Raw genomic sequence first — 25192 nt, 5'->3', positions numbered from 1 at the left:
GAGAGGAAATGCGCATCATCCGGCGCACGCCATCTGCTCTTTTTTCTCCACCAGCAGCCGCTCGTTTTGCCATATCCGGGCGGTGACCTCGACCCGATAGGGGCAACGCAAACCCAGCCCTATTTTGCCAACCGCCATGACCACTCCAGCCTGCAGCGACAGATTACGGCTCTGGCGCTGAGTCGTGCTCCCGGCTGCCCCTTCGCTGCGCACCAGCAACCTGACACTCACCGTCACGTCGCGCTTACTGAACAGCGTCGGTGCAAGTGACAGCCCCTGCTCGCTCTGAATCATATTGAGGGACAAGCGGATCGACGGATCGGGTTCCACCTCGGTGTTTCTTGCGCTTGCTGGTAACGCGACGCGATAAACCAGCATCAGCCCACAGAGCAGCACCAATAAAAGAGGGGCCCGCAGGCCCCTGAATCCGGAGATGACCATCAGTTGCTGCCAGCCCCTTGATAGACATAGGCATGGTTATCGCTGCCCAATACGGTCACATTGGCAGTATTAAAGCTTTCGTTTTGCACCACATCAACGGTGTTGTGCCCCCCACCAACCCCAGCATTGACGTAGACATTGGCCTCGTGCTCAGCGCCGTTCTGGGTCACGGTGAGCTTGTTCTCGCTACCCAAGTAGGACTCAACCTTGGCATTGTTCAACTCACCATCCTGGGTCACTTTGACCACAGACTCAGAGTGAGACGCATCGGCATAGGCCCAGTTGTCAGTGCCTTTCTGAGCAACGACCAGCTCGTTGTCCGAGCCCCAGGTCCAGGCGCCTTTGCCTTCACTATCACGAGCAGAGGCAACCTGGTTGCCAGTTCCGTTCTGGTCGATATCGATGGTATTGCCGCTGCCTGCTTGTTGCACTGCATTGGCATAGTTGTCATTACCTACCTGATCAATGGTGACCGCACCATCGGTACTACTGGCTAACTGGTTGACCACGGCCTTGTTGTCATCACCTGTCTGGTTGACCAAGGCATCATTGCCAGTACCTTTCTGGTCGGTCTCAATCCGGTTGCGATTACCATCCTGTGTCAGGTCAGCAAACTCCCCGGTTCCAGACTGTTTGGCCAACAGGCCGTTGCCATTCCCGGCATCAGACCCTTGCTGCAAAGTCACCACTTCACCGCGGGTTCCACTTTGCTCAATAGTCGCTACGTTGGCACTATCGTATTGAGTGACGTCTGCATTGTTCAAAGAACCACTCTGAGTCACCACTGCAGATGTTCCTTCCGCCGGTGCATAGTCATAGTTACCGGTTGCCTGCAGCACCTTGGTGATATTGCGCTCTCCACGTTGTACCACTTCGGCGTTGGCTCCATCAGCCGCTGTCTGGGTCACGTCAGCCTGGTGAGCCCCCCCTTCTAGCTGCTGCACACTCGCCCGAGCGAAATCGGATATCTGGTTATTAATGACAGCCTGATTACCATCCGAGATTTGAGTGATCCTGGAGTCAGCTCCGTCACCATTATCTTGCTTGATCTTGGCGTCGTTGCGATCCCCATCCTGCACAACCCCGGCAACCGCACCGCCATTCTCAAATTGCTGAATCACATCAGCAAAGTTGTCGTTCCCCTTTGTATCGATGGAGGCTTTGGAGAGGTTAGTGTCACCTTGTTGCAAGATGTAACCCTTGTTACTGTCACCTACCTGCTGAGTATCGGCATCTGACTGGCCGGTATTCTTTTGAGTGGTAACAGCTGTGTTGTCGTTACCAGCTTGATCGATGTTAGCCTTGTTATCGACGCTTCCCACCACCTGGTTAATGGTGGCGGTATTGCCGCTCTGGGCCTGGTTCACCGTAGCTTGGTTGCCAGTAGATGCCGCCCAGGCGGTGCTGGTCGCCAGAAGAACTGCCGAGGCAATGATGGTACGTTTAAACATGATTTCCCTCTCGTGCTAATGGTTGAGCCTAGGCTCAGTTGGTTTGAACGACATTTACTTGCTGATTGGCTCCCGTCTGAATAACGGTTGCCGCCAATCCGTTACCGTTTTGCTCGATGCTGGCCTGATTGCCATCACCCAGCTGGATCGCCCGGGCCTGATTGTCTACCCCTTGCTGACTGATCCAGGCTTCATTGCCGCTACCTTGTTGCAGCAGCCAAATCCGGTTATTGATGCCCGCCTGATAGAGCTCGGCGCTATTGCCCTCGCCCAGCTGCGCGCCATTGACCCAGTTCTCATCTCCCACCTGGGAGAGCGCCAACTCATTGGCCCAACCCTGTTGCAGCAGGCGCGCCTGATTCAGCTCCCCTTGCTGGGTGAGATGCAGTTGCTGCTCGCTACCGAGTTGCCACAACAGCGCCTGATTCCCATCGTTCTGCAGACCGGAATCCAGCTCGCTTGCCATCGCCAGCTCGTCGAAGACGGCAGGCTCTGCGGCGAGTTGCGGGGCGCCCGATATCAGCAGAAAAAAGAGAGCACTCAACAGGTGTTTCATCGCGCCATCGCCTTGTTGGAAAACGCCCACAGTATCCCTGTCAGACCAAAGGCGGCCTATCAGGCACTCCGCTGATTCGAGGATGAAAAGCGCCGCCCTGTCGCTGAGCAGAAAGTCTTAATTCGTATTCGATGGAGGCCAAAAAAAATGCCCTCCACCAGGGAGGGCATTGCGCGAGCGGGAAAACTCAAAGCAGCGGGGCATTGTCTTGCAGGTACTCCTGCAGGATCGGATTGTCGATATCCCGCTGGTCGGCCAGTTGCCACAGATTGTCCCGCACACCATTGGCAATCAACCGGATCACCCCGGACTCGATAGCCGACATGACACACATCTGTACCGGCTCATTGGTGCTGAAACCGGCCTCGGCCTCCAGCAGGCGCTTGTACTCGACGAAACGGAATACCCCGGCCTGCACCTGTTGCGACAATACGGTCTTGGAGGTGGTGACACTGTTCAGGATCCGGCCTGAACGGATATCGACGGCACGCAGATTGACCGTCACCTGATCGACCCGATACTCCCCGCTGGCGCCGATGCCAAAATACTTGGCCCCCGCCCCGCCGGTTCGCACATTGCTGTCATAAGCGACGATCCCCCCCTCGATCAGGATGTTGGCGGCAACCAGCGAGGGCAGTTGATTGGCATTGTTGCCGGGAACATTGGGCTTGTTCTGGGCCGCCCGCACAATCTTGCGTTCGGTCAGCAGGTTCTGCAGCCCTTCCCGCTCCAGCGGCACAAACCATTGGGAATCCCACAAAGCCGTACTCAGCATGGCGACCCCGCCCTGGGTGACCGCCGTGGAGAAGTTGGATGCCGGTGCTGGCAGGTACTGACCGGTCTGATCGCGAAAATCGTAGACGGCCGCGACAATTTTCCCTTTTGGCTTGGGCAGACTGATCAACTCCTTGTAAGAGACGGATCGCGGCATCAGGGTTGCCTTCTCATCGGCAACGGGCGAGCCGATATGGGTCGCACAGCCAGCCAGCGCAAGCAGGGGCACTATCAATAACAGTTGTCGTTTCATCGCGCCCTCAGTCGGCAATCAGGCCATTCACTTCGATCATGGTGGTCTGGTTGGTCACCCGGTCGGTGATCGAAACCACCAGGGTGCCATCTTCATCCACCACATTGATGGCAAAATCATCGGTCACCAGACTGCCGCTCTGGCTGCCATCCTTGCCGATATCGGCCAGCAGCTGGCTGATCAGGCGGGATTGCAGGTTGGAGGTCAGGCGATCCAGCGCCGAGGTGCCGCTGCTACCGCTGCCACTGGCGGGATCCTTGTAATCATTCTGCGCATTGGCGGTGCCAAGCAGATGACTGCTGTTGAGAGGGTTACCCCCAAAGCTGGGGTTGACGGGGCGATAGACAAGCTCCGACGCATGGAGCGTTGGCGCTATCAGTGCAGCAACTAGCCATAACCGGGCACGCATGAGAAATATCCTTATAGTTCATCATGTTCCAAATCGAAGGTATCCATGAACAGGGTCGCGATCTTCTGCTGTTCGAGGGTCTGCCTGACCTGTGACCAAGCCAGTTTGGCGCTCTGCTCCTGCTGATTGCGGCCGGGAGAGAGCGCGGTTTTAAAAATCACCTTCCGGTTATGGGTGATCCAGATCAGGCTGCCCCAGCGGGCTGTCGGGCGCTCATGAATCGTCAGATTTTCTCTGGCATCCGGGTCTTCATCACTGCGCAACCGGGTAAATTCGTTATAAAAGCCCTGACCGAAGCGGGTAAAAGTGCGATCCAGTACCAGACCATCCACATCCAGCCGATCACTCTCCTGCTCCGGCTGCACCGACTCCAGCGGTGCATCGGCCTCGGCCGCCACAACGGTCGTGCAGCCCCAAAGCAGCGCGAGGCAACACGTAAGAGAGAGCGCTTTCATCAGTGAGAGTCCGGAGCATCGAGATACTCTTTGGCCCAGCTCACCGCTTGGATCCGGTTCTTCACATTCAGCTTTTTAAAGACGTTATAGAGGTGGGATTTGACGGTGTGCTCGCTGACAAACAGGCTGTCGGCGATCTCGACATTGGAGGCGCCCGTCATCAGATAACGGATGATCTCCTGCTCTCTGGCTGTCAGCAGAGTGTCGTTACGCAGCAGATAACTGTTGCCCTGGCGATAGTATTCGACCAGCTCGCACAGCAGGTGGCGCGGCATCCAGTACTCGCCCAACAGGATTTTCTGCAACCCGGCAACCAGTCGGTCGAGCGGATCCTGGCGGAAAAACAGACCGCAGATCTGCGGCCACATCAGCAGCAGGTCGCGATCCGTCGCAGTGGGAGCATTGAGCAGCACAGTGGTCGCCATGCCAAAGCGTTCGGAGATCGCCCGGTTCCAGCCCAGTGACTGGCCAGAGCGGATATAGTCGAGATCGATGAGAAACAGCGTGCCGTCACACTGGTTATCTAGCTGATTAATCTCGTGGATTAGCTGGACGGGACGGCTCAAATGAGAGATGAGGTATGCAGCAAATGTGCTGGCCTGCACATTATTTTCAGTGACCAGTGCGATCGGGCATGCGGCTTTCATTGTGTGCTCTTCCTTGAACCTGTAAACCACCTAATCTGGCCGACTGAGTCTACCAAGGAGGTATGGGAGCACAATATTAAAAAAGTATGAGAATGGATCTCATAAATATCGTAACCATATGTTTTTAGTCGATTTAAAAACCGATTACAATTCGCCAATCAGCCAGCATAACAGGAATATATGGCAGAAATGTGATGCCGGACGCGCCGGAAACAGCTGCAACCCGACCATCACTGCAGCAGGAGCCAACAGTTACCTTTGGCACATCAAGCAGGTTAAGGATGCTGCCAATCCGCTTCGCAACTGTTACTATGACCGTCACATGCGTCTGCGGGACATTGTGCCCCGCACACAGCAACTAATCAGGTATCTAGTCGTGTTGGACCAGGTTTCGACCTGGCCGGTAAATAAGGTGGAAGAGAGATTATGGCCAGTCGAGGCATCAATAAAGTCATTCTGATCGGTAACCTCGGGCAAGACCCGGAAGTACGCTACATGCCGAGTGGCGGTGCTGTGACCAACATTACTCTGGCTACCTCTGAAACCTGGCGCGACAAGCAGACCGGTGAGCAGAAAGAGCGTACCGAATGGCACCGTGTTGTCTTCATGGGCAAGCTGGCAGAAGTGGCTGGCGAGTACCTGAAGAAAGGCTCCCAGGTCTATGTGGAAGGCAAACTGCAAACCCGCAAATGGCAGGATCAGAGCGGCCAGGAGCGCTACACCACTGAAGTGCTGGTCGACAGCTTCACTGGCGTGATGCAGATGCTGGGTGGTCGTCCGCAAGGCGGTCAGGGTATGGGCCAGAACATGGGTGGCCAATCCCAGGGTAACTGGGGTCAGCCGCAGCAGAGCATGCCTGCCCAGCAGCCGATGAACCAGCAGCGCCCGGCACCGGCTCCGCAGCAGAACATGCAGCCACAAGGCGGTTATGGCCGTCCTGCCCAGCAGCCGCAATCTGCGCCGCCGGTATATAACGAGCCGCCGATGGATTTCGACGACGATATCCCGTTCTAAGAACAGAATATTGAAAAGGCCCTGATAACTCAGGGTCTTTTTTTATGCACTCAGCCCCGAAAGGGATGAGACGTTTTATGACTGCCTCCCCTACAGTGATGGATATTCTCCACAGGAGCGCTTTGTGAAAAGTGCAATGAAACTGCTCACCCCTTTATTGCTAATGCTGACCAGCATGCTCTCCGGCCAGTTGCAGGCAAAGCCACTCAAGGTCGGGGTCAGCTTTGCCATCCCCCCTTATGTCATCGAAAGTAATCAGCGTGGCATTGAATTGGATCTGCTGAAAGAGGCGTTCGCTGGCAGCGGCTATGAGCCCAGCTTTGAATTTCTGCCGCTGGAGCGCACCTTCCGCCTGTTCGAGTCAGGAAAGCTGGATGCCATCATCAACGTCAGACCCGGTATGGTTGATCCTCACGTTCTGACCCAGCCCGTTATCACCTTCCATAACCGGATCTTCACCCTGCGCAGCACCCACATCAGTACTCTGGACGATCTGCATTCAAAACGGGTCACCGCCTTTCAACGGGCAAGGATCATTCTGGGGGGCGCGTTCGCCACCATGGCCAACCAGAATCCCCACTATGAGGAGGTAGCCAAGCAGCAGGTGCAGGTACATCAGCTAATGCGCGGCAGGGTGGATGCAGTCGTACTGGAGGAGCGGGTGTTCTACTACTACCTCGACCAGCTGATCGCCACCGCCCAGGCAGGCGAGCACTACGAGCGCAATCAGGTCAGGCAAGCAGACCTCTTCCCGCCCACCGTCTATCACTTTGCCTTCCGAACGGCCGATGCCCGCAATCTGTTTGATAAGCGCCTTGAGGCGATGCGTCAGGATGGTCGTTATCACCAGATTTTCGCGGCTTACGGCGCCACGCCGTGAGCCACAAACATAAAAGCCAGCCGGTAAGGGCTGGCTTTGTACTGGCTCCGAAGGAACAGCAGTAGGGGAGCGTTACTTCATTGCGCTGCCGTTTTTCAGTTCTGCTTTCTGACGTTTGGCTTCGCGTTTCTCTTTCAGTGACATCTGCGGTTTTTTCTTGGCATCTTTGCCGTTGTGATGTTCTTTGTTACTCATCATCAAACTCCAAAAATGTTACCCAGACAGTTGGTTCCTCATGGGAGCCAGCATGCCATCCGAATCATCAACTTCAGTACGCTTGGTGGGATGGTGCAAGACCATCACCAGGCCCAGCATACCCTCCAGCGGCATCCGGATCCAGCCTCATTCTCGTCCAAAAAATGTCGCGCACAGCCCCTTGAGCGGGGAGGCCAAACAACCTCGACAGGAAAGACCAAAAAAGAGTAATTCGCATTATTAAATGTTGTCACTCTTATATTAATCCATCGTAGGCTAGATATTTTCACGGATAAATATAAATCCCTCTCATTATTTATTGCCGTTCAAGAGGCCACCATTTTAATAAGCATTCGCAATATCACCGGAAACATCAGGTTACAACACCGAATAGGTTATTTCCGGTCAGACGGATATAATGCGCGCCGCACCGAAATATCCGTTTTTATTCAGGAAGCTGTGACATGAACAGAAAAACCAGAGCCGCCATGGTGTCGGTCTGCTCCAATATCAGTCTGATCATCATGAAAATGGTGGCCGGGTTCGCCAGCGGCTCGGTCAGTATCATCTCGGAGGCGATCCACTCCGCCATGGATCTGGTGGCAGCCCTGATCGCCCTGTTCGCGGTGAAAAAGTCCGACCTCCCGCCTGATGAACGCCACCCCTATGGTCACGACAAGATTGAAAATGTCTCCGGCGTCATCGAAGCACTGCTTATCTTGCTGGCCGCGGGCTGGATCATCTTCGAAGCCGTCGACAAGCTGATCACCCCCAGCCCGATTGAAAGCATTGGCTGGGGCGTGCTGGTGATGGTGATCTCGGCGCTGGTCAACAGCGGTGTCTCGGCCTACCTCTACAAGGTGGCCCGGGAAGAAGAGTCAGTTGCATTGGCGGCCGATGCTCTCCATCTCAAGGCGGATGTGCTCACCTCCGCCGGGGTCGCCGTCGGTCTTGGCGGGATCTGGCTGGCCGGTCTGTTCGGCCATTCACTCGCCATCCTCGACCCGCTGGTCGCCATTGCGGTCGCCATCTTTATTGTCAGAGAGGCCATCAGCATGCTCAACGAGGCCTTCCAGCCGCTGATCGACCAGAGCATGAGCCCGGAAGAGCTGGCGATGACCAGCCGCATCATCACCGAATGCTGCCCTGCCGCCAGCGGTTTCCACGATCTGCGCAGCCGTCGTGCCGGACGCCGCCGCCATATCGACTTCCACCTCACCCTGCCCCCGGAGATGAGCATCGGCGAAGCCCACGATATCTGTGATCGCATCGAACACGCCATCATGGCGCAGCTGCCCCACGCCATCGTGCTTATCCACGTCGAGCCGGAGGAGCAAGAGCTGCCCTCGCCGCTCGCCATAAATTGAAATGTGGCAAACAGGCGGGAAAGTGGCAGCGAAATAACGGAAAGTTGGCACAAACCCGCATTTTTACTGCCGGAAAGCCGATTGCATAAGAAGTGATCGGCACAACTGTGTTAGGGTGTCTAACCACCCTGCCGCAGGAGCGCGCCGTGAAAAAGCTGGAAATGAAAGATCTCACCGAGGCCGAAAAAGCCGAGATAGCCTTGTTATTGCAAAAAGCACAAGCCAATGCAGACCACCAGCTGACCAACGGAGAGCGGAACAAGATCCGCGAAGAGGGTCGCCTGAAAATTGTGGCGGACCGCGCCGAAGCAGCCAAGGCTGCCTCCAAGCTGGCTCGCGAGAAAGCCAAAGAGCGCGCCAAGAATCAGGTACTGCCGGAAACCTTCAGCTGGATTGATTCGGTCAGCAACAAGTTTCGCAGCAAGCGCTGATCCCTTCTTGCAAAACGCCCGCAGGCACTTGTGCCTGCGGGCGTTTGCATGTCTGGGCGATGCTCGATGAGCCGGATTTGGCGCCGCCATTGATTTGCCGCTCAGAAGCTAATCGCAGCAGCAAAGAAGTGATTTACATTGTGAGTTAGAGAGAACGCCAACTGACAATCCCCATCTATCGCCACCTTTTCATTTTTTCTCATATTTTTTGCCAGAACTGGCTACATAGTCAGGACAAAAAAGCCGAATCTGGCTTGCCACAGGGTGATATGAGTCTGCACTGATTTTTCTATGCCGTTGAAATGCATCATGTTTACTATAAAAAATGATATTTTTGGCTGTTACAAAACATTAATATCGAGATAAAGTTTGCTTTAAAAATGAGAGCGTGTTTTAATCTTTCTCGATGGTTCGGCAGTTCAGACCTGATTATGTTAGGCAGTCATTTTAGTAAAGCAGTGATTAGCATAAGCGTTATCCTCGGATAATTCTTATCAAATAATTCTCCTTCTTTAGTGCTCCCCATACGTATTGCTGACGAAAAATCAAAAATTGCCATTTAGGTGGCATTCAACACTATTTAAGGAAATTATTATGTCTAACAAAATGACTGGTACCGTTAAGTTCTTCAACGCTGAGAAAGGTTTTGGTTTCATCTCCCCGGCTGACGGCAGCAAAGACGTGTTCGTACACTTCTCCGCTATCCAGTCCACCAGCTTCAAAACCCTGGACGAAGGTCAGCGCGTTGAGTTCACCATCGAGCAAGGCCAGAAAGGCCCGGCTGCTGCCAACGTAGTTGGTCTGTAATTCAAGCCGGAGCATGCTGCTGATGGCTTATGCCAACTGCTGACAGCTCTGCAAGAATTAAAAAAACCCGCTTCGGCGGGTTTTTTGTTGTTCCCCGCTTTTTTCCTCACTGATCTCCCCTCCCCCGACCGCTTGATCCCTCCCTTACACGCTCTCACCGCTTGAGTCTTAGAATGAGCTCCGAATGGACTCAAAATGTAAAATAGTGACGAAAAAGTCAGGTTATCCGCTGTATTTGCCGCGAATTCTTGCTATTTTGCGCGCCACCAACGCAAACGATTTCCTTCACACTTTCAGGATTAGTTATGGCAAAGCAAGATATGGCCGCCCAAACAGGGACTGGCGGCTTTCTGGACTCTTATTTTTCCATTTCTGCGCGCGGCAGCAGCGTGCGTCAGGAGCTGGTCGCGGGGCTGACTACCTTCCTGGCGATGGTCTACAGCATCATAGTGGTGCCGAACATGCTGGGTGCTGCCGGCTTTGAGCAGGGCCCGGTGTTTGTGGCCACCTGTTTGATCGCCGCCTTCGGCTCCCTGCTGATGGGTCTGTGGGCCAAGCTGCCGATGGCCATCGGTTGCGCCATCTCCCTCACCGCCTTTACCGCGTTCAGTCTGGTACTGGGTCAGGGGCTGAGCATTCCGGTCGCCCTCGGCGCCATCTTCCTGATGGGGGTGCTGTTCACCATGATCAGCGTCACCGGCGTGCGCCAGTGGATCCTGGACAACCTCCCCTCCGGCATCGCTCACGGTACCGGTATCGGTATCGGTCTGTTCCTGCTGCTGATCGCCACCAACGGCGTCGGCATGGTGATCAAGAACGAAGGGGCCGGTCTGCCGGTACAACTCGGTGAAGTGACTGCCTTCCCGGTCATCATGACGGTGCTGGGTCTGGCTGCCATCTTCGGTCTGGAGCGTCGCAAGGTGCCGGGCGGCATCCTGATGGTGATCATCGCTATCTCCATCCTCGGCCTTATCTTCGACCCGAAAGTGACCTGGCAGGGCTTCTTCGCCATGCCGAGCCTGACTGGCGAGAAGGGCTCGCTGGTAGGCAGCATGGATCTGCTGGGCGCCCTCAATCCGGTGGTGATTCCGACCGTACTGGCGCTGGTGATGACCGCCGTGTTTGACGCCACCGGTACCATCCGTGCCGTGGCCGGTCAGGCTGGCCTTATCAACGAACGTGGCCACATCATCAGCGGCGGCAAGGCCCTGACTGCCGACTCCGTCAGCAGCATGGTGGCAGGCGCCGTCGGTGGTGCTCCGGCTGCCGTCTACATCGAGTCTGCCGCAGGCACCGCAGCTGGCGGCAAGACCGGCCTGACCGCCGCTCTGGTCGGTGTGCTGTTCCTGCTGATGATCTTCCTCTCCCCGTTGAGCTATCTGGTACCGGCTTACGCCACCGCACCGGCACTGATGTATGTCGGTCTGCTGATGCTGGGCAACGTCACCAAGCTGGACTTCAGCGACTCGGTCGATGCGCTCTCCGGCATGCTGTGCGCCGTCTTTATCGTGCTCACCTGCAACATCGTGACCGGCATCATGCTGGGCTTCGTAGCGCTGGTCATCGGTCGCCTGTTCGCTGCCGAGTGGAAGAAGCTGAACGTCGGCACCGTTATCATCGCCGTGGCGCTGGTGGTCTTCTACGCCGGTGGCTGGGCCATCTAACCCGTCTACATATTCCGGTTATAGCGAAGGGCCCTGCGGGGCCCTTTTTCATGGCTGTGAGTCAGCTAACAGTTTCCCGCCCGCTTGCCCTGCGTCGTTTCAGATTGAAACGCCTATACCCCGTCTGCTGTTTCAAATCCGAACCAAATCGCCCGTCATTTTTATCACTTTTTCTGTCGTTAGACTGGCTGCATCAACCATTTGCCCACCCGTGCGGTGGCAAGCCAAGGAGTGAGCCATGAAGAAACTGATCAATGCCGTCGATGCCGTGGTCCGTGAACAACTGATGGGGATGGCCGCCGCCCACCCCGAGCTCAAGGTACGTATCGAACCCCACTACATCACCCGCGCCGACTCCCCCGTGATGGGCAAGGTGGCGCTGGTCTCCGGCGGTGGCAGCGGCCACGAGCCGATGCACGGTGGTCTGGTGGGCAAGGGGATGCTGGATGGCGCCTGTCCTGGCGAGATTTTTACTTCTCCGACCCCGGATCAGATGTACGAGTGCGGTCAGGCCGTTGATGGCGGCGCGGGCGTGCTGTTTCTGGTGAAGAACTACACCGGCGACGTACTCAACTTCGAGACCGCGGTCGAGCTGCTGCACGGCGACGGCGTCAAGGTGGGCTTCGCCCTGATCGATGACGACGTGGCGGTCAAAGACAGCCTCTACACCGCAGGTCGCCGTGGCGTTGCCACGACCGTGCTGTGCGAGAAGCTGGTCGGTGCCGCCGCCGAGGCGTGCTACGATCTGGCGCGTTGCGAGGCGCTGGCCCGTCGCATCAACAACCAGAGCCGCACCATAGGCGTGGCTATGCATGCCTGCACCGTGCCGGCCGCTGGCAAGCCCTCCTTCACTCTGGCGGACAACGAGCTGGAGTTCGGCGTCGGTATCCACGGCGAGCCGGGCATCGAGCGTCGCCCCTTCACCGACCTCAATACCCTGGTGGACGACATGTTCAGCGAGCTTGCTGACAACACCCCCTATGGCCGCACCCTGCGCCACTGGGATCGCACCAGCGGTAGTTGGCAGGAGGAGCACACCTTTATCGAACCGCTCAACAAAGGCGATCGAGTCATCGCACTGGTCAACAGCCTCGGTGGCACCCCCATCTCCGAGCTCTATGGCGTCTATGGTCGCCTCGCTACCCTGTGCGAAGAGGCGGGCATCCATCTGGTGCGCAACCTGATCGGCCCCTACTGCACCTCCCTCGACATGACCGGCATCTCCATCACCCTGCTCAAGGTGGATGATGAGTTGATGACCCTGTGGGATGCCCCCGTTCACACCCCCGCCCTGCGTCGCGGCTGCTAAGGAGTGCCGATAGCCATGCTAAGCAAACACCAAATCGTCAACTGGTTGCTCGACTGCGAACACATCTTTACCGAGCAGCGTGACTACCTCACCGCGCTGGATACCGATATCGGCGACGGCGACCATGGCCTCAACATGCAGCGCGGCTTCGCCAAGGTGGCCGAGAAGCTGCCGGCAGTAGCGGACAAGGATATCGGGCAGGTACTGAAAACCACCGGCATGACCCTGCTCTCCTCGGTCGGCGGTGCCAGCGGCCCGCTCTACGGCACCTTCTTTATCCGGGCGGCGGCCAGCAGCGATGCCTGCCAGAGCCTCAGCCTCAGTCAGCTGTGCAAAATGCTGAGCGATGGCGTCGAGGGGATCGTCTCCCGCGGCCGTGCCGAGCCGGGCGACAAGACCATGTGTGACGCCTGGTGGCCAGCACTGGCCGCCCTGCAACAGGCGCAGCAGCAAGAGCTGCCCCTCAACGAGGCGCTGGACAAGGCGGTGGCAGCTGCCGCAGCCGGTACCGAGGCCACCATCCAGATGCAGGCCCGCAAGGGGCGCGCCAGCTATCTTGGCGAGCGCAGCATCGGCCATCAGGATGCCGGGGCCACCTCGACCCTGCTGCTGCTGACCGCCCTGCGTGACAGAGCGAGGTTGTAACATGATCGGAATCGTAGTTGTCTCTCACAGCGCCATGCTGGCGGCCGGCTTGAAAGCGCTGGCCGACCAGCTCGGCAGCCCGGCCCGCCTGCTGCTGGCAGCCGGGGTCGATGACCCCGACCACCCCATCGGCACCGATGCCATCGCGGTGATGAGTGCGATTGAAGAAGCGGATGACGGCAACGGCGTGCTGGTGCTGATGGACTTGGGCAGCGCCCTCCTGAGTGCCGAGACCGCCCTCGAACTGCTGCCCCCGGAGCTGAGCGCGAGGGTGCGGCTCTGCCCCGCTCCGCTGGTCGAAGGCACTCTGGCCGCTGTGGTGGCGGCCGGTTCCGGCCTGACGCTGGATGAGGTGGCCGCCGAGGCGCTCGGTGCCCTTGGCCCGAAACAAGCGATGCTGCCTGCCAGCGCGGCGCAGGCCGCCACCGAGACAGCCCCCGTTGCCGACGATGGCTGGCTGCGCTGCGAGGTGGTGGTGGATAACCCCCACGGCCTGCATGTGCGCCCCGCCGCCCGGCTGGTAGCCGCCCTCAAGCCCTTTGCCGCTGAGCTCAAGCTGCAAAAGGGGGATAAAGAGGCCAATCCCCGCAGCCTGACCCGGCTCGCCATGCTCAACGTGCGTCAGGGCGACCAGCTCACCCTGCTGGCGCGCGGCGAGGATGCCAACGCCGCCCTGACCTGCTTCCAGCAGCTGGCCGACGAGCGCTTCGGCGACTGACGCCACTGCTTCAAGGGGCTGCACTCGCTCGCTGAGCCTGTGCAGCACCATTCAAGACGAAGGAGTCCCCGGCACTGCCGCCCCTTCGCCCCGATTCTTAATTCATAAAGAGAGAGGGATAAAATATGGACCGCATCATCATCAGCCCCAGCAAATACGTGCAAGGCAACGGGGCCCTCGCCAATATCGGCAACTACGTCAAAGCGCTCGGCAGCAAGCCGCTTATTCTGGCCGACGCCTTCGTCACCAAGCTGGTCGGCGATACCGTGGCCACCAGCTTCCACGGCGCCGGTATCAAGCCGGAGTTCGACTGCTTCAACGGCGAGTGCTCCCGCCCCGAGATCGACCGCCTGCTGGCCCGCTGCAAGCAGACCCCGTTTGACGTCATCATCGGCATCGGCGGCGGCAAAACGCTGGATACCGCCAAGTCGGTCGCCTTCTATCAGAAGGTGCCGGTGGTCATAGTGCCCACCATCGCCTCCACCGATGCCCCCACCAGCGCGCTGGCGGTCATCTACACCCCGGAGGGGCAGTTCAGCGAATACCTGATGATCCCGACCAACCCCAACATGGTCATCATGGATACCGGCGTGGTCTCCCGCGCTCCGGTGCGGCTCTTGGTCTCCGGCATGGGGGATGCGCTCTCCACCTACTTCGAGGCGCGCGCCAACAAGATTTCCGGTTGCCAGACCATGGCCGGTGGCGCCTCCACGCTGGCGGCGCAGGCCATCGCCGAGCTCTGCTACAAGACTCTGCTGGCCGATGGCTACAAGGCCAAGCTGGCGGTGGAGCAGGGACTCTGCACCAAGGCGGTGGAGAACATCATCGAGGCCAACACCTATCTGAGCGGTATCGGCTTCGAGAGCAGCGGGCTGGCCGCCGCCCACGCCATCCACAACGGCCTGACCCAGCTCGCCGAGTGCCACCACCTCTACCACGGTGAGAAAGTGGCGTTCGGTACTCTGGTGCAGCTGGTGCTGGAGAACGCCCCGATGGCGGAGATCGAAACCGTGTTGGCCTTCTGCCGCTCGGTGGGCCTGCCGACCAACCTGCATATGATGGGGGTCAAGGAGCTGGATATGGCGCGCCTGATGGAGGTGGCCAAAGCCTCCACCGCCGAGGGCGAGACCATCCACAACATGCCGTTCAAGGTCACCGCCGAGGATGTGCTGGCGGCCATCGTCACCGCCCACCAGCTGGGGCTGTAACCACGCCGCGACTGACCTAGCCATATAAGACGGCCCCACAACCGCGGGGCCGTTTCGTTTTCTGCGGGCCGGTTCGCAACGGCCTCAATAACCGTCAGCCGTGATAGTCGGCGGGATCGATCTCGAGCAGCTTGAGCCGCCGCCAGAGGGTGGTGCGACTGATGCCAAGATGTTGGACCATCTGGCTTACCTGCCCCTTGCAAGCGTGGGCGCAGCGCAAGATGGCTTGCCGCTCCAGCTCCGCCAGCGTTAGCAGCGGTTGCCCCACCACCTCGTCTGCCACCTGCTGATAGCCGTGCCGAATGGCTGCGGGCAGCGCCTCGGGCGGGATCGGCCCCTGACCGGAATGAAGCAGCGCATGCTCGACGGCGCTGCGCAGCTCCCCCAGATTGCCGGGCCAGGGATAGGCGAGCAGGCAGTCGAGGGCCGCCGGACTGAACTGCCGTACCGGCTCGCGCCCCTGCGCCGCCAACTGCTGGCTGATAAGGCCCGGCAGATCGGCCGCTCGCTCCCGCAATCCCGGCAGCCACAGCTCGCACGCCTGCAAGGCATAGAGCAGCTGGCGGCCAAACAGCCCCTCCTGCACCAGCTGCTCCAGCGGGGCGCTGCTGGTAGCGATGATCCGCACCTTGAGCGGCAGGATACGGGCCGAATCGAAGCGCTGGATGCGACCGGTCTTGAGCAGTTGCAGCAGCGCCGCCTGCATGGGGGCAGAGAGGCACTCCACCTGCTCCAGCACCAGGGTGCCGCCGTGGGCCAGCTCGAACTTGCCCGCCCGCTCCTGCCCCGCTTCGTCGGAACCCATCAGCTCCAGCGCCATCCGCTCGCTCGGCAGCGCCTTGCAGTTGAGGGTAATGAGCGGCCCGGCGGCCCGCTCACTGCCAAAGTGGATCGCCTCCGCCAGCTGGGCCTTGCCTACCTCCTCCTCGCCGCGCAACAGGATCGGCCCCTGACTCTGGGCCGCCTGCCGGGCGTAGCGCAGCAGCTTGCGCATGGCGCTCGACTCCCCCACCAGTGCCGACAGCTCGGGCACCGTCTGGCGCAGCTGGTGAATGGCCCGCAGCCGATCGACCGGGTGCAGCAGGGCGATAAAGCTGACCCCCTCCGGCCCCGGCAGCGGCTTGAGGCTCACCAGCGCATTGATAAACTCCCCCTCCTGCGCGCCGAGCCGCTCCAGCGTCACCTCCACATGACTCAGTGGCGTCTGCCCCTTGATGGCCAACTGCAACCGCTGCGGCAGCAGCAGGTGCTGCTCCAGCGGCTGGCCGAGACAGAGCGCCGGATCGAGCCGCAGCCGGTGGGCCGCCAGCGCGTTGAGGTAGCGCAGCCGTCCCTGCGGGTCCCAAGCCAGCACGCCGTCATCCATGCCATCGAGCAGGGCGTAAAGTTCGCTCAGGTGATGCTGGGACTCCTGCATCAGGGTCTCCATCTGCAGCAGATGGGCCAGCTCGCGCCCGGCGCTGACGGTGAGCGCCAGATCGCCGGCGCTCGCCTCCTCCACCTTGCAGATCAAGGCGATGATGGCGACCTGACGGCCATTGCTGTTGTAGACCGGACTGGCGCAGCTGTGCCAAGGATGGAGGGTCTGGTTGAAGTGCTGGGTGCCGCTGACGCAGAGCGGTACTCCCTCCAGCGCCGCCAGATTGATGGCATTGGTGCCGATGCGCCCCTCGCTGAAGAAGGCGCCGGGGCCAAACCCCAGCGCCGCCAGCTCGCGCAGGGTGTCGGGGTGGCCGGTCTGGGCCAGCAGGCAGCCGCTCTCGTCGGTGAGCAGCAGGGCGCAGGGGCGCCCCTCCATAAATTCGTAGAGATCTTCGAGGGCCATCTCGCCGGTGGTGAGCAGGTCCCGTTTGCGCTGGCGCAGGCTCTGCAAGGTCTGCCCCTTGGCGCAGTGGGGGGGATGCCAGAGGGTGGCACTGGTCTGGTGGGCGCAGCGCAGCCAGGATGCCCGCAGATAGTCAGGCCAAGCGAGCAGCGGCTGAAGGTCAGATGGCATGGTCACAGCAATATCCGGCAAGATGTGAGCCGACCATTTAACCACGCCAGCGCCCCCGATTCAGTGACCTGCCTCAGAGGGTGGCAACCCCGCCCTCCTCCCGCTCGGGTTTACGTCGGCAAACTGCTGGCCGAGGCACTCCTTCGATCTTTTGATATATCGCCACGATCACACTACTGACTTGTTTATGAAAAGGAGGACGAATGGCGCTTTCCATTGCCGCCCCTTACGTGTATTTTGCTCAGTAGCAAAAAATAGAGCCAAAAGAGGATGGCTGGCGAATATGTTCAGCACCATAGGCAGGTCGGTAATTTTGTGATTTAAAATGTGTTTTCTGTGGCGGCAATCAGGGCAAACCGGAGTTGTATCGAAGGCTCTATTAATGGATGGGTACCACCGTTCATATAATCACCGTTAGACCACAATGGAGAGTTATCTTAGATAACATGAACAAAAATACAATACAAAAATACATTAATAACTATCGTCGTCAACTAACTCGTTATTTACGTCCTGGGTTTGGATTGCTATGTAATGTTTACCCTGCTAAAAATGGTGCAATTCTTGAGTTTGTTATAGGTAATGGGCTCATGAATGATGACATCTACCATCAAGAAAGTAATAGCACTGGTGAGGCCTTAGGGAGAATCAATCAGAGAGCCTTTGGTGGTAACTTAAGCGGCTTTACCTTTCGTGGTACAAACACCATATTGGAGCCTAACCGTCTAATTTACATCAAGGATTCCAATTCTTCCGAGTGGGGCGATAAAGCTGTCATAAAAGATGTGAATGCAGTTTTGCCCAACTCATCTGGGAGGGCAGGAGGATGAAGTTTGGTGGTGTAGAAGGGACCCCTGAAGAAATAAAGAATCACTTTGAGAACAATGGGCTCAATCCTTTAGATTTCTTTGAAAAGCCTGAAGACAAGCTTTCAAAGTTATGGGTAATTATTCCATGCGTGATTTTTGTTCTTTGTTTTGCAGCTCTTAACTTTCTACATGAACTTGGTGATAAAGCGAAGTCTTTTATCTTTTTAATTGGTATATGTGCATGCGTTTGGGCTGCTGTAAGTGTACATATTCGTTTTAAAAGTGGATGGGGCGCTGGGTCTATAATATTTATCGGATTATTGGTTATGTTGGTTGCCTTGGGAATCTTACAGCCTGCACAACTTCTTGATTATATAAAGTCGGCCAAATAGCCCGTAGGTTCGATTAGCCGTAAGGCGTAATCGGACGTTCGCGTAAATCAATTCTCCGCGATAACGGCTACTCGAATTTCCCCTCTGCCAGATGCCGCTGACTCATGGATACAACCGGGACGGCGGCATCTCGATCGTCCGATTACGCTTCGCTAATCGAACCTACATGGGACGGTAATAAAGCACAGAGCCGCCCTTATGGGCGGCTCTGTGCATCAGCGATGGATGGCTGAATCGTCTTGTCGTCACTCGGCCTTGGGCGCTTCAACCGCCGCAGTCGCCGGTTGGTCATCTTCCTTGATCCAGGCATCCAGCAGGGTGTAGCCCACCGCCAGCACCACGGGGCCGATAAAGAGACCGATGATCCCCATGGTCAGCAAGCCACCGATTACCCCCACCAGAATCAGGATGAGCGGCAAGTCGGCGCCACGTTTGATCAGGAAGGGGCGCAGGAAGTTGTCCATGGTGCCCGCAATCAGTGACCACACCAGAAGGAAGGTGCCCCAGGTGGTGTCACCGCTCCAGTAGAGGTAGCCGATACAGGCCAACAGCACCGGGAAGGGGCCGATCTGGGCGACGATCAGCAGGAACATCACCACCACCAGCACCATGGCGTAGGGGATACCGGCAATCAGCAGGCCGACACCGGCTACCGAGGATTGCACCAGCGCGGTCACCACCACCCCCATCGCCACGGCACGGATCGCCTGTGAAGCGAGCACGGTGGCATTGTCACCACGCTGACCCGCCAGCCGGTGGGCAAAGCGGCGAATGCCGGTCGCCACCACTTCACCCGAGTGATAGAGCACCCCGCAGATACCGACCGTCAGCAGGAAGTGAACGAACAGCAAGCCAAGATTACCGGCCTGAGAGGCCAGCCAGCGGGCGGTCTGACCGAAATAGGGGGCCAGCTTGGCAAACAGCACCTGACCACCGCTCGCCAGAATTTGCTGCCAGAAGTCATAGAGCTTGTCGCCCACCAGCGGGACCTGTTGCAACCAGAGCAGCTCCGGCGGTGGTGACTGGCTGATATGGGTACCCAGCTCGATCAGCATGGGGGCCTTCTCCGCCACATTGGCCAGCGTCATAAAGAGCGGGATGACAAACATCAGCAGCAGCACCAGCGTCATAAAGAGGGCCGCCAGGGTGCGCTTGCCCCACAACAGCCGCTGCACCATCAACATCAGCGGCCAAGTGGCGATGGTGATCATGGTGGCCCACACCAGCGCAGGCAGGAAGGGCTGCAACACCAAGAAACAGGAGATAATCAGGATGCTGAGAAACAGCACCCCCAGGGTTATCTTGGCCAAATCCACTTTTTTCACATTCATAGAGTTCCCTTGTCAGAGCCGTTGCCCTTGGGTCGTGTGTCGCATTTCAAGAAAGAGAGTATCCACCAGAGGCCAGCGCTCAACCAGAGCCCCAGCCCGAAAAAGAGCACAAACTGACCAAGCAGGATGGCCAGCGAACTGCTGGTCAGCAGCGGTAGCGCCCAGAGCCCCGCCCCGATCAGAGCGCCCCCCGCCAGCGTGACCACGCCGGTCACAATGGGGGGATAACCGCCGCGGGTCAGGGTAAGCAAACCGCCAACCCAGATCCCGAGGGCCGCCATGCCGATCCCGGCCAGATGGGCCGACTGACTCAAGCCAGCGCAAACCAGTGCCGCAGCGATCAGCAAGCCCCAGGCCAAAGCGCGCTGATCCAGCCGCCAGTATGGGCGAACCGCCAGCAGCAAGGCGCCAATCAGCAGGCCAACCGCCACGTCGGAGATAAAGTGCACCCCGAGCCAGACCCGCGCCAGACCGGTGGTAAGGGCCAGCAGCAAGGCCAGCGAATAAGCCAGCCCGCGCCGGGCAGGCCAGAGCCAACCAAGCAGCGCCCCCCAGAACAGCAGGGCCGAGGCGGTGTGGCCGCTCGGCATGCCAAAGCCCTGGGCGCTCTGGGTTGCCAGCAGCGGTTGCAGATGGAAGGGGCGCGGCCAGCCGATCCCCTCCTTGCTCGCCTGCACCAGCAAGCCGAGCCATAGCATGGCGAACAGCAGCTGGCGCAGCCGCGGCCACCCCAGCAGCGGGAGCAGCAAAGGTATCAGGGCAAGCTGAAAGCCGCCTGAACCAAACAGATTGCTGACCGACAGCCACCAGACATCTGGCCCCAGCCACTGTTGCAGGCGCATCATCAGCGGGATCTCGGCCTGATGCAGCGCATTGCCCTGCGCCACGAAATCGGCCTGCCAGCGCACCTCGCTCTCGGGCACCTTATCCAGTCGGGATTGCAGCCAGTCGAGCTGATCCGGGAAGCGGCGCTGCGCGCCGGGCAGCTTGTCCACCGCGATCAAGCGGGCGTTGAGGATCTCCCCGCCCAGATTGGGAGCCTGCAGCAGCGAGACAAAATCGGAATCTTGCTGGGCGACGATAGGTTCCAGAGTGCGGCAGGCAAAGACCTGTGCTTTCTGCCAGCGGCCAAGATCCGCGACGATTTCCCCGCGCAGACCGGTTTCTTCATACAGCTCGCGCAGCGCCGCCTGCTCGGGGCGCTCGCCGCCATCGATATAGCCACCGCTCAGGCTGTAGCGAGAGGAGATGCGATCCTGCACCAGCAGCAGTTGATCCTGATGGCGGATGGCGCAGGCCGCCGCCGAGGGAGCCGCCGGTTCGGCACTCAGGGCTGGCAGAGTGGCAAACAGCGCCAGCAACAGTAAAAAGAGGGTTCTCGACATCAATTTGCTTTCCCTATGCACAATGGCGACAAGCCTCCCAGAAATCAGATAGTTGGGCAACGGTAGCGGCCGGATCGCCGCGGTTCCTGCCGCGCTGACGGTGCACGGAAGATTGCGATGAAGCAGGGCACTCCCTACTATTGGCGGCTATCTTCAATTTCATGCAGCAAACGCTGGAGCCCTCCATGAGACAGTTCGGCTTTTTCCTCGGCATCGCCATCGGTGTCATTTTGATCCTGTTCGGCAGCATCGTCATCTTCCAGGCGCTTCCTGCCGCACTGGATGTGCTGGAGATGCCAAGCCGCATCCCGTTCGTGCGCGAGGTCTACACCTGGCTGATGACCAGCGCCAACGGCCTGACCGCCCAGCTGGAGCAGAACTTCCTGGAAGCCTTCCAGACCGTGCTCAAGCTGATCCTGCTCATCACCTTCATGTGGGTCTGCGTCAAGCTGGTCAACATGGGGGTGCTGATTATCCGTGCCGGGGTTGACCTCATCCGTACCGCCATCGCCCACAGCGAAGGCCCCCACGACCAGAAGAAGCCGGATCAGCACGATCACTTCTGACTCTGACATGGTTGATGGATGTGAACGCTGCCGCCCCCAACCGGGGCGGCAGCTTTATATGTGCGGTATGGAGGCTCCTCCCTGCCCCATGAATACCCGATAAAGCAGCGGCTTTCCCTTGTGAATCAGCAAACTGCCCATATGTTGCATCACCTTGACATGGTTTGCGCCCCGCACGGCGGCTGCCCGGTTTCTATCCCGACCCCGTGCTCTGGTATAATCGACCACCTCTTTTCCCCGTTATGGAGCCTGTTCATGCCCAATCATGCAGAAAGTGCCCTCGAGGTTCGTCTCGACAAGTGGTTGTGGGCGGCCCGTTTTTACAAGACCCGCTCCATTGCACGGGATCAGATAGACGGGGGCAAGGTGCACTACAATGGTCAGCGCAGCAAACCGGGCAAACAGGTGGAAGTGGGGGCACTAATCCGCTTCTGGCAGGGGCAGGACGAACGCGAAGTGCGGGTGCTGGCCTTGAGCGAGCAGCGCAAATCGGCCCCGCTGGCCCAGCAGCTCTATGAAGAGACCGCCGAGAGCCTGAAAAAACGGGCCGAGAACAGCGAGGCGCGCCGCTTCAACAGCCAGTTTGCCCCCAGCCCCGAGCGCCGCCCCGACAAGCAGGAGCGACGCCAGTTGCTCAAGGTCAAACAGTACTGACCGACCCCGATTTGATACCGGGCTAGCCTCAACCCCAGCCCGCCCGATTTACCTCACCGAAAAGCCAGGAATACATGATGAGCAACCAAGATCTGCTGTATCGCTATCTGTTTGAAGAGTACGAAGTGCGTGGCGAGCTGGTCCAGCTGGATCACACCTACCGCCACGTGGTGGAAGCCCAGAACTACCCGGTGCAGGTGCAAAAACTGCTGGGCGAGCTGCTGGTCGCCACCAGCCTGCTGACCGCCACCCTCAAGTTTGAAGGCTCCATCACAGTGCAACTACAGGGCGATGGCCCGGTGCGTCTGGCCGTGATCAACGGTGACAACAACCAGCAGCTGCGCGGCGTGGCCCGCTATGAAGGCGAGCTGCCGAGCGATGGCAAGCTGCAGAGCCTGATTGGCAACGGCCAGCTGATCATCACCATCACCCCGGAGCAGGGCGAGCGCTATCAGGGCATCATCGCGCTGGACGCCGACACCCTGGCGGGTTGCCTGGAGCACTACTTCGCCCGCTCCGAACAGCTGGCCACCAAGCTGTGGATCCGCACCGGCTATCACGAAGGTGCGCCGCGCGCCGCCGGCATCATGCTGCAGGAGCTGCCCGCCCAGAGCGAGGATCACAGCAACGATTTCGATCACCTGACCCAGCTCACCAGCACCATCAAGGATGAAGAGCTGTTCGGCCTGCAGGCAGAAGAGATCCTCTACCGTCTCTACCATCAGGACAAGGTGCGAGTGTTCGATCCGCAGGCGGTCGAGTTCCGCTGCACTTGCTCCCGCGAGCGCTGTGAAGGGGCTCTGCTGCAGATAGAAAAGGAAGAGGTCATGGAGATGGTGCAGGAGCTCGGCAAGATCGACATGCACTGTGATTATTGCGGCGCCCAGTACCAATTTAATGGGATCGATGTCGAAACCCTGTTCAGCAGGGCTCCCGGCAATGATGCAAACCAGTTACACTAATTAAAGGCGGGCAAAACCCGCCTTTAACTTTAATAACAAAAAAATACCCTATTTTATAAAGTTTGATGGCGATCGCTAAACTCTACCACCTAAGTGATAGGATGACCGTCAGATAGAACCCTACCAACCTCTGAACCCAGGAGAATACAATGACAATCGTGGCAGAACCCACCCTGGCCCAACAATTAGGACTGGACCAGTACGGCATCAAAAACAGCCAAGAAATCGTTCGCAACCCCTCTTACGAGCAGCTTTTCGCGGAAGAGACACGCCCTGACCTGGAAGGGTTCGAGCGCGGTGTGGTGACCGAGCTGGGCGCCGTCAACGTCAACACCGGTATCTTCACCGGTCGCTCCCCGAAAGATAAATATATCGTCAAAGATGCCACTACCCAGGATACTGTGTGGTGGTCTGACCAGGGTAAAAACGATAACAAAGCGATTACCCCCGAAGTGTGGTCACATCTGAAAGGGCTGGTCACCAAACAACTCTCCGGCAAGCGCCTGTTTGTGGTCGATGGCTTCTGCGGTGCCAACCCGGATACCCGTCTGGCCGTGCGCATCATCACCGAGGTGGCCTGGCAGGCACACTTCGTGAAAAACATGTTCATCCGCCCGAGCGATGAAGAGCTGAAAACCTTCAAGCCTGACTTCGTGGTGATGAACGGTGCCAAGTGCACCAACCCGAACTGGAAGGAGCAAGGTCTCAACTCCGAGAACTTTGTTGCCTTCAACATGACCGAGAAGATGCAGCTCATCGGTGGCACCTGGTACGGTGGCGAGATGAAGAAGGGCATGTTCTCCATGATGAACTACTTCCTGCCCCTGCGCGGCATTGCCTCCATGCACTGCTCCGCCAACGTGGGTCAGGACGGCGACGTCGCCATCTTCTTCGGCCTCTCCGGCACCGGCAAGACCACCCTCTCCACCGATCCCAAGCGTCAGCTGATCGGCGATGACGAGCACGGCTGGGATGACCACGGCGTGTTCAACTTCGAAGGGGGCTGCTACGCCAAGACCATCAAGCTCTCCGAAGAGGCTGAGCCGGACATCTACCACGCCATCCGTCGCGATGCGCTGCTGGAGAACGTGACCGTTGCTGCCGATGGCACCATCGACTTCGATGATGGATCCAAGACCGAGAACACCCGCGTCTCCTACCCCATCTATCACATCGACAACATCGTCAAGCCGGTCTCCAAGGCAGGTCACGCCACCAAGGTTATCTTCCTGACTGCCGACGCCTTCGGCGTGCTGCCTCCGGTCTCCAAACTGACCAAGGAGCAGACCAAGTACCACTTCCTGTCTGGCTTCACCGCCAAACTGGCCGGTACCGAGCGCGGCATCACCGAGCCGACTCCGACCTTCTCCTCCTGCTTCGGCGCAGCCTTCCTCTCCCTGCACCCGACCAAGTACGGTCAGGAGCTGGTAAAACGGATGGAAGCGGCAGGTGCAGAGGCCTATCTGGTCAACACCGGCTGGAACGGCACCGGCAAGCGCATCTCCATCAAGGATACCCGCGCCATCATCGATGCCATCCTGGATGGCTCCATCGAGAAGGCCGAGACCAAGGTGCTGCCGATCTTCAATCTGGAGATCCCGACCGCGCTGCACGATGTGAACCCGGCGATCCTCGACCCGCGCGACACTTACGCTGACAAGGCTGAGTGGGATGCCAAGGCCGTCGATCTGGCAGGGCGCTTCATCAAGAACTTCGAGCGCTTCACCGATAACGACGAAGGCAAACGTCTGGTTGCGGCAGGCCCGCAGCTGTAACAGGCTCGCTTCGTATCAGTGACATCATGCCGGTCAGCCACGCTGACCGGCATTTTTGTTTTTGTGGAGCCCCGAACGCTGCCATCGCCCCCGTTAAA

Annotated in this window: 27 protein-coding genes; 16 read left to right on the top strand and 11 right to left on the bottom strand. The window is 58.5% G+C overall.

All coding sequences use genetic code 11. The annotated features are described in order from the left end of the window. Positions 1 to 15 precede the first annotated feature (15 nt). The 7 genes from csgH to I6L49_RS18240 form a co-directional block, all read right to left on the bottom strand. The gene (csgH, locus tag I6L49_RS18270; protein ID WP_216950074.1) at positions 16 to 441 is read right to left on the bottom strand and encodes a curli-like amyloid fiber formation chaperone CsgH; all 426 of its coding nucleotides are present in this window, start codon (positions 439 to 441) and stop codon (positions 16 to 18) included. Next, positions 441 to 1892, bottom strand: coding sequence for a curlin (locus I6L49_RS18265; protein ID WP_216950073.1), 1452 nt, complete (start codon positions 1890 to 1892; stop codon positions 441 to 443). Before I6L49_RS18265 ends, csgH begins: the two co-directional genes overlap by 1 nt. A 34-nt stretch (positions 1893 to 1926) precedes the next feature. Then, positions 1927 to 2448, bottom strand: a complete 522-nt coding sequence (locus I6L49_RS18260) for a curlin (RefSeq protein ID WP_064341412.1) — start codon at positions 2446 to 2448, stop codon at positions 1927 to 1929. Positions 2449 to 2635: 187 nt separating this feature from the next. Next, positions 2636 to 3475: a CsgG/HfaB family protein gene (locus I6L49_RS18255; RefSeq protein WP_005355003.1), complete on the bottom strand. Its 840-nt coding sequence runs from the start codon at positions 3473 to 3475 to the stop codon at positions 2636 to 2638. 7 nt (positions 3476 to 3482) lie between these two features. Continuing rightward, complete coding sequence (locus tag I6L49_RS18250) at positions 3483 to 3884, bottom strand: curli assembly protein CsgF (RefSeq protein WP_019445195.1); 402 nt, start codon at positions 3882 to 3884, stop codon at positions 3483 to 3485. Positions 3885 to 3895: 11 nt separating this feature from the next. Next, entirely contained in the window at positions 3896 to 4339 is a 444-nt protein-coding gene (locus I6L49_RS18245; RefSeq protein WP_157161877.1) for a curli production assembly/transport protein CsgE, read from the bottom strand. Then, positions 4339 to 4986, bottom strand: a complete 648-nt coding sequence (locus I6L49_RS18240) for a LuxR C-terminal-related transcriptional regulator (protein ID WP_042080923.1) — start codon at positions 4984 to 4986, stop codon at positions 4339 to 4341. Before I6L49_RS18240 ends, I6L49_RS18245 begins: the two co-directional genes overlap by 1 nt. 426 nt (positions 4987 to 5412) lie before the next feature. Between I6L49_RS18240 and I6L49_RS18235 the strand changes: the two genes are divergently transcribed. Together I6L49_RS18235 and I6L49_RS18230 are read left to right on the top strand one after the other, a co-directional pair. Further along, complete coding sequence (locus I6L49_RS18235; RefSeq protein ID WP_005340181.1) at positions 5413 to 6000, top strand: single-stranded DNA-binding protein; 588 nt, start codon at positions 5413 to 5415, stop codon at positions 5998 to 6000. A gap of 136 nt (positions 6001 to 6136) precedes the next feature. Further along, a complete protein-coding gene (locus tag I6L49_RS18230) occupies positions 6137 to 6880 on the top strand; it encodes an ABC transporter substrate-binding protein (protein ID WP_043822579.1) in 744 nt (247 codons plus the stop codon). A gap of 72 nt (positions 6881 to 6952) precedes the next feature. On the opposite strand, the gene I6L49_RS21120 is transcribed toward I6L49_RS18230, so the two are convergent. After that, positions 6953 to 7078 (bottom strand): hypothetical protein, encoded by a 126-nt coding sequence (locus I6L49_RS21120; protein WP_019445191.1) that lies wholly within the window; start codon positions 7076 to 7078, stop codon positions 6953 to 6955. A gap of 461 nt (positions 7079 to 7539) precedes the next feature. Here I6L49_RS21120 and I6L49_RS18225 point away from each other — a divergent pair, with 461 nt between their 5' ends. The 8 genes from I6L49_RS18225 (at position 7540) to I6L49_RS18190 (ending at position 15224) form a co-directional block, all read left to right on the top strand. After that, a complete protein-coding gene (locus I6L49_RS18225; protein ID WP_043822581.1) occupies positions 7540 to 8442 on the top strand; it encodes a cation diffusion facilitator family transporter in 903 nt (300 codons plus the stop codon). A gap of 146 nt (positions 8443 to 8588) precedes the next feature. Beyond that, positions 8589 to 8873, top strand: a complete 285-nt coding sequence (gene yjbD / locus I6L49_RS18220) for a DUF3811 domain-containing protein (RefSeq protein WP_005340165.1) — start codon at positions 8589 to 8591, stop codon at positions 8871 to 8873. 594 nt (positions 8874 to 9467) lie between these two features. Beyond that, positions 9468 to 9680 carry an RNA chaperone/antiterminator CspA gene (gene cspA, locus I6L49_RS18215; protein WP_005316548.1) on the top strand — a complete coding sequence of 71 codons (213 nt, stop codon included), beginning with the start codon at positions 9468 to 9470 and terminating at the stop codon, positions 9678 to 9680. 305 nt (positions 9681 to 9985) lie between these two features. Next, on the top strand, positions 9986 to 11344 hold the full coding sequence (locus I6L49_RS18210) for an NCS2 family permease (RefSeq protein ID WP_216950072.1): 1359 nt from the start codon (positions 9986 to 9988) through the stop codon (positions 11342 to 11344). A 238-nt stretch (positions 11345 to 11582) separates the two neighbouring features. Then, a complete protein-coding gene (gene dhaK, locus I6L49_RS18205) occupies positions 11583 to 12653 on the top strand; it encodes a dihydroxyacetone kinase subunit DhaK (RefSeq protein ID WP_216950071.1) in 1071 nt (356 codons plus the stop codon). Positions 12654 to 12668: 15 nt separating this feature from the next. Next, a complete protein-coding gene (gene dhaL, locus I6L49_RS18200; RefSeq protein WP_005341571.1) occupies positions 12669 to 13298 on the top strand; it encodes a dihydroxyacetone kinase subunit DhaL in 630 nt (209 codons plus the stop codon). A 1-nt stretch (position 13299) separates the two neighbouring features. Continuing rightward, positions 13300 to 14016, top strand: coding sequence for a dihydroxyacetone kinase phosphoryl donor subunit DhaM (dhaM, locus tag I6L49_RS18195; protein ID WP_216950070.1), 717 nt, complete (start codon positions 13300 to 13302; stop codon positions 14014 to 14016). A 125-nt stretch (positions 14017 to 14141) separates the two neighbouring features. Continuing rightward, complete coding sequence (locus tag I6L49_RS18190; RefSeq protein WP_216950069.1) at positions 14142 to 15224, top strand: glycerol dehydrogenase; 1083 nt, start codon at positions 14142 to 14144, stop codon at positions 15222 to 15224. 94 nt (positions 15225 to 15318) lie between these two features. On the opposite strand, the gene dhaR is transcribed toward I6L49_RS18190, so the two are convergent. Beyond that, a complete protein-coding gene (gene dhaR, locus I6L49_RS18185; protein WP_216950068.1) occupies positions 15319 to 17220 on the bottom strand; it encodes a dihydroxyacetone kinase operon transcriptional regulator DhaR in 1902 nt (633 codons plus the stop codon). A gap of 386 nt (positions 17221 to 17606) precedes the next feature. Between dhaR and I6L49_RS18180 the strand changes: the two genes are divergently transcribed. Together I6L49_RS18180 and I6L49_RS18175 are read left to right on the top strand one after the other, a co-directional pair. Next, positions 17607 to 18050: a hypothetical protein gene (locus I6L49_RS18180; protein ID WP_216950067.1), complete on the top strand. Its 444-nt coding sequence runs from the start codon at positions 17607 to 17609 to the stop codon at positions 18048 to 18050. Beyond that, a complete protein-coding gene (locus I6L49_RS18175) occupies positions 18047 to 18421 on the top strand; it encodes a hypothetical protein (protein ID WP_216950066.1) in 375 nt (124 codons plus the stop codon). Before I6L49_RS18180 ends, I6L49_RS18175 begins: the two co-directional genes overlap by 4 nt. 245 nt (positions 18422 to 18666) lie before the next feature. Here I6L49_RS18175 and ydiK read toward each other — a convergent pair whose 3' ends face one another. Continuing rightward, the gene (ydiK, locus tag I6L49_RS18170; protein WP_185900088.1) at positions 18667 to 19752 is read right to left on the bottom strand and encodes an AI-2E family transporter YdiK; all 1086 of its coding nucleotides are present in this window, start codon (positions 19750 to 19752) and stop codon (positions 18667 to 18669) included. After that, positions 19749 to 21137, bottom strand: a complete 1389-nt coding sequence (locus I6L49_RS18165) for a phosphatase PAP2 family protein (RefSeq protein ID WP_216950065.1) — start codon at positions 21135 to 21137, stop codon at positions 19749 to 19751. Before I6L49_RS18165 ends, ydiK begins: the two co-directional genes overlap by 4 nt. 185 nt (positions 21138 to 21322) lie before the next feature. Here I6L49_RS18165 and I6L49_RS18160 point away from each other — a divergent pair, with 185 nt between their 5' ends. The 4 genes from I6L49_RS18160 to pckA all read left to right on the top strand — a co-directional run bounded on the left by I6L49_RS18160 (position 21323) and on the right by pckA (position 25094). Then, entirely contained in the window at positions 21323 to 21703 is a 381-nt protein-coding gene (locus I6L49_RS18160) for a hypothetical protein (protein ID WP_005340143.1), read from the top strand. Between the two features lie 255 nt (positions 21704 to 21958). Then, a complete protein-coding gene (gene hslR / locus I6L49_RS18155; RefSeq protein ID WP_005340141.1) occupies positions 21959 to 22357 on the top strand; it encodes a ribosome-associated heat shock protein Hsp15 in 399 nt (132 codons plus the stop codon). A 77-nt stretch (positions 22358 to 22434) separates the two neighbouring features. After that, positions 22435 to 23319 (top strand): Hsp33 family molecular chaperone HslO, encoded by an 885-nt coding sequence (gene hslO / locus I6L49_RS18150; RefSeq protein WP_005340140.1) that lies wholly within the window; start codon positions 22435 to 22437, stop codon positions 23317 to 23319. A 149-nt stretch (positions 23320 to 23468) separates the two neighbouring features. Beyond that, the gene (gene pckA, locus I6L49_RS18145) at positions 23469 to 25094 is read left to right on the top strand and encodes a phosphoenolpyruvate carboxykinase (ATP) (protein WP_005340139.1); all 1626 of its coding nucleotides are present in this window, start codon (positions 23469 to 23471) and stop codon (positions 25092 to 25094) included. Positions 25095 to 25192 lie beyond the last annotated feature (98 nt).

The organism is Aeromonas sp. FDAARGOS 1419, from assembly GCF_019047045.1.
Taxonomy (GTDB): domain Bacteria; phylum Pseudomonadota; class Gammaproteobacteria; order Enterobacterales; family Aeromonadaceae; genus Aeromonas; species Aeromonas veronii.
The sequence above is the reverse complement of the archived record's forward strand: the minus strand, read 5'-3'. Positions and strand labels throughout refer to the sequence as shown.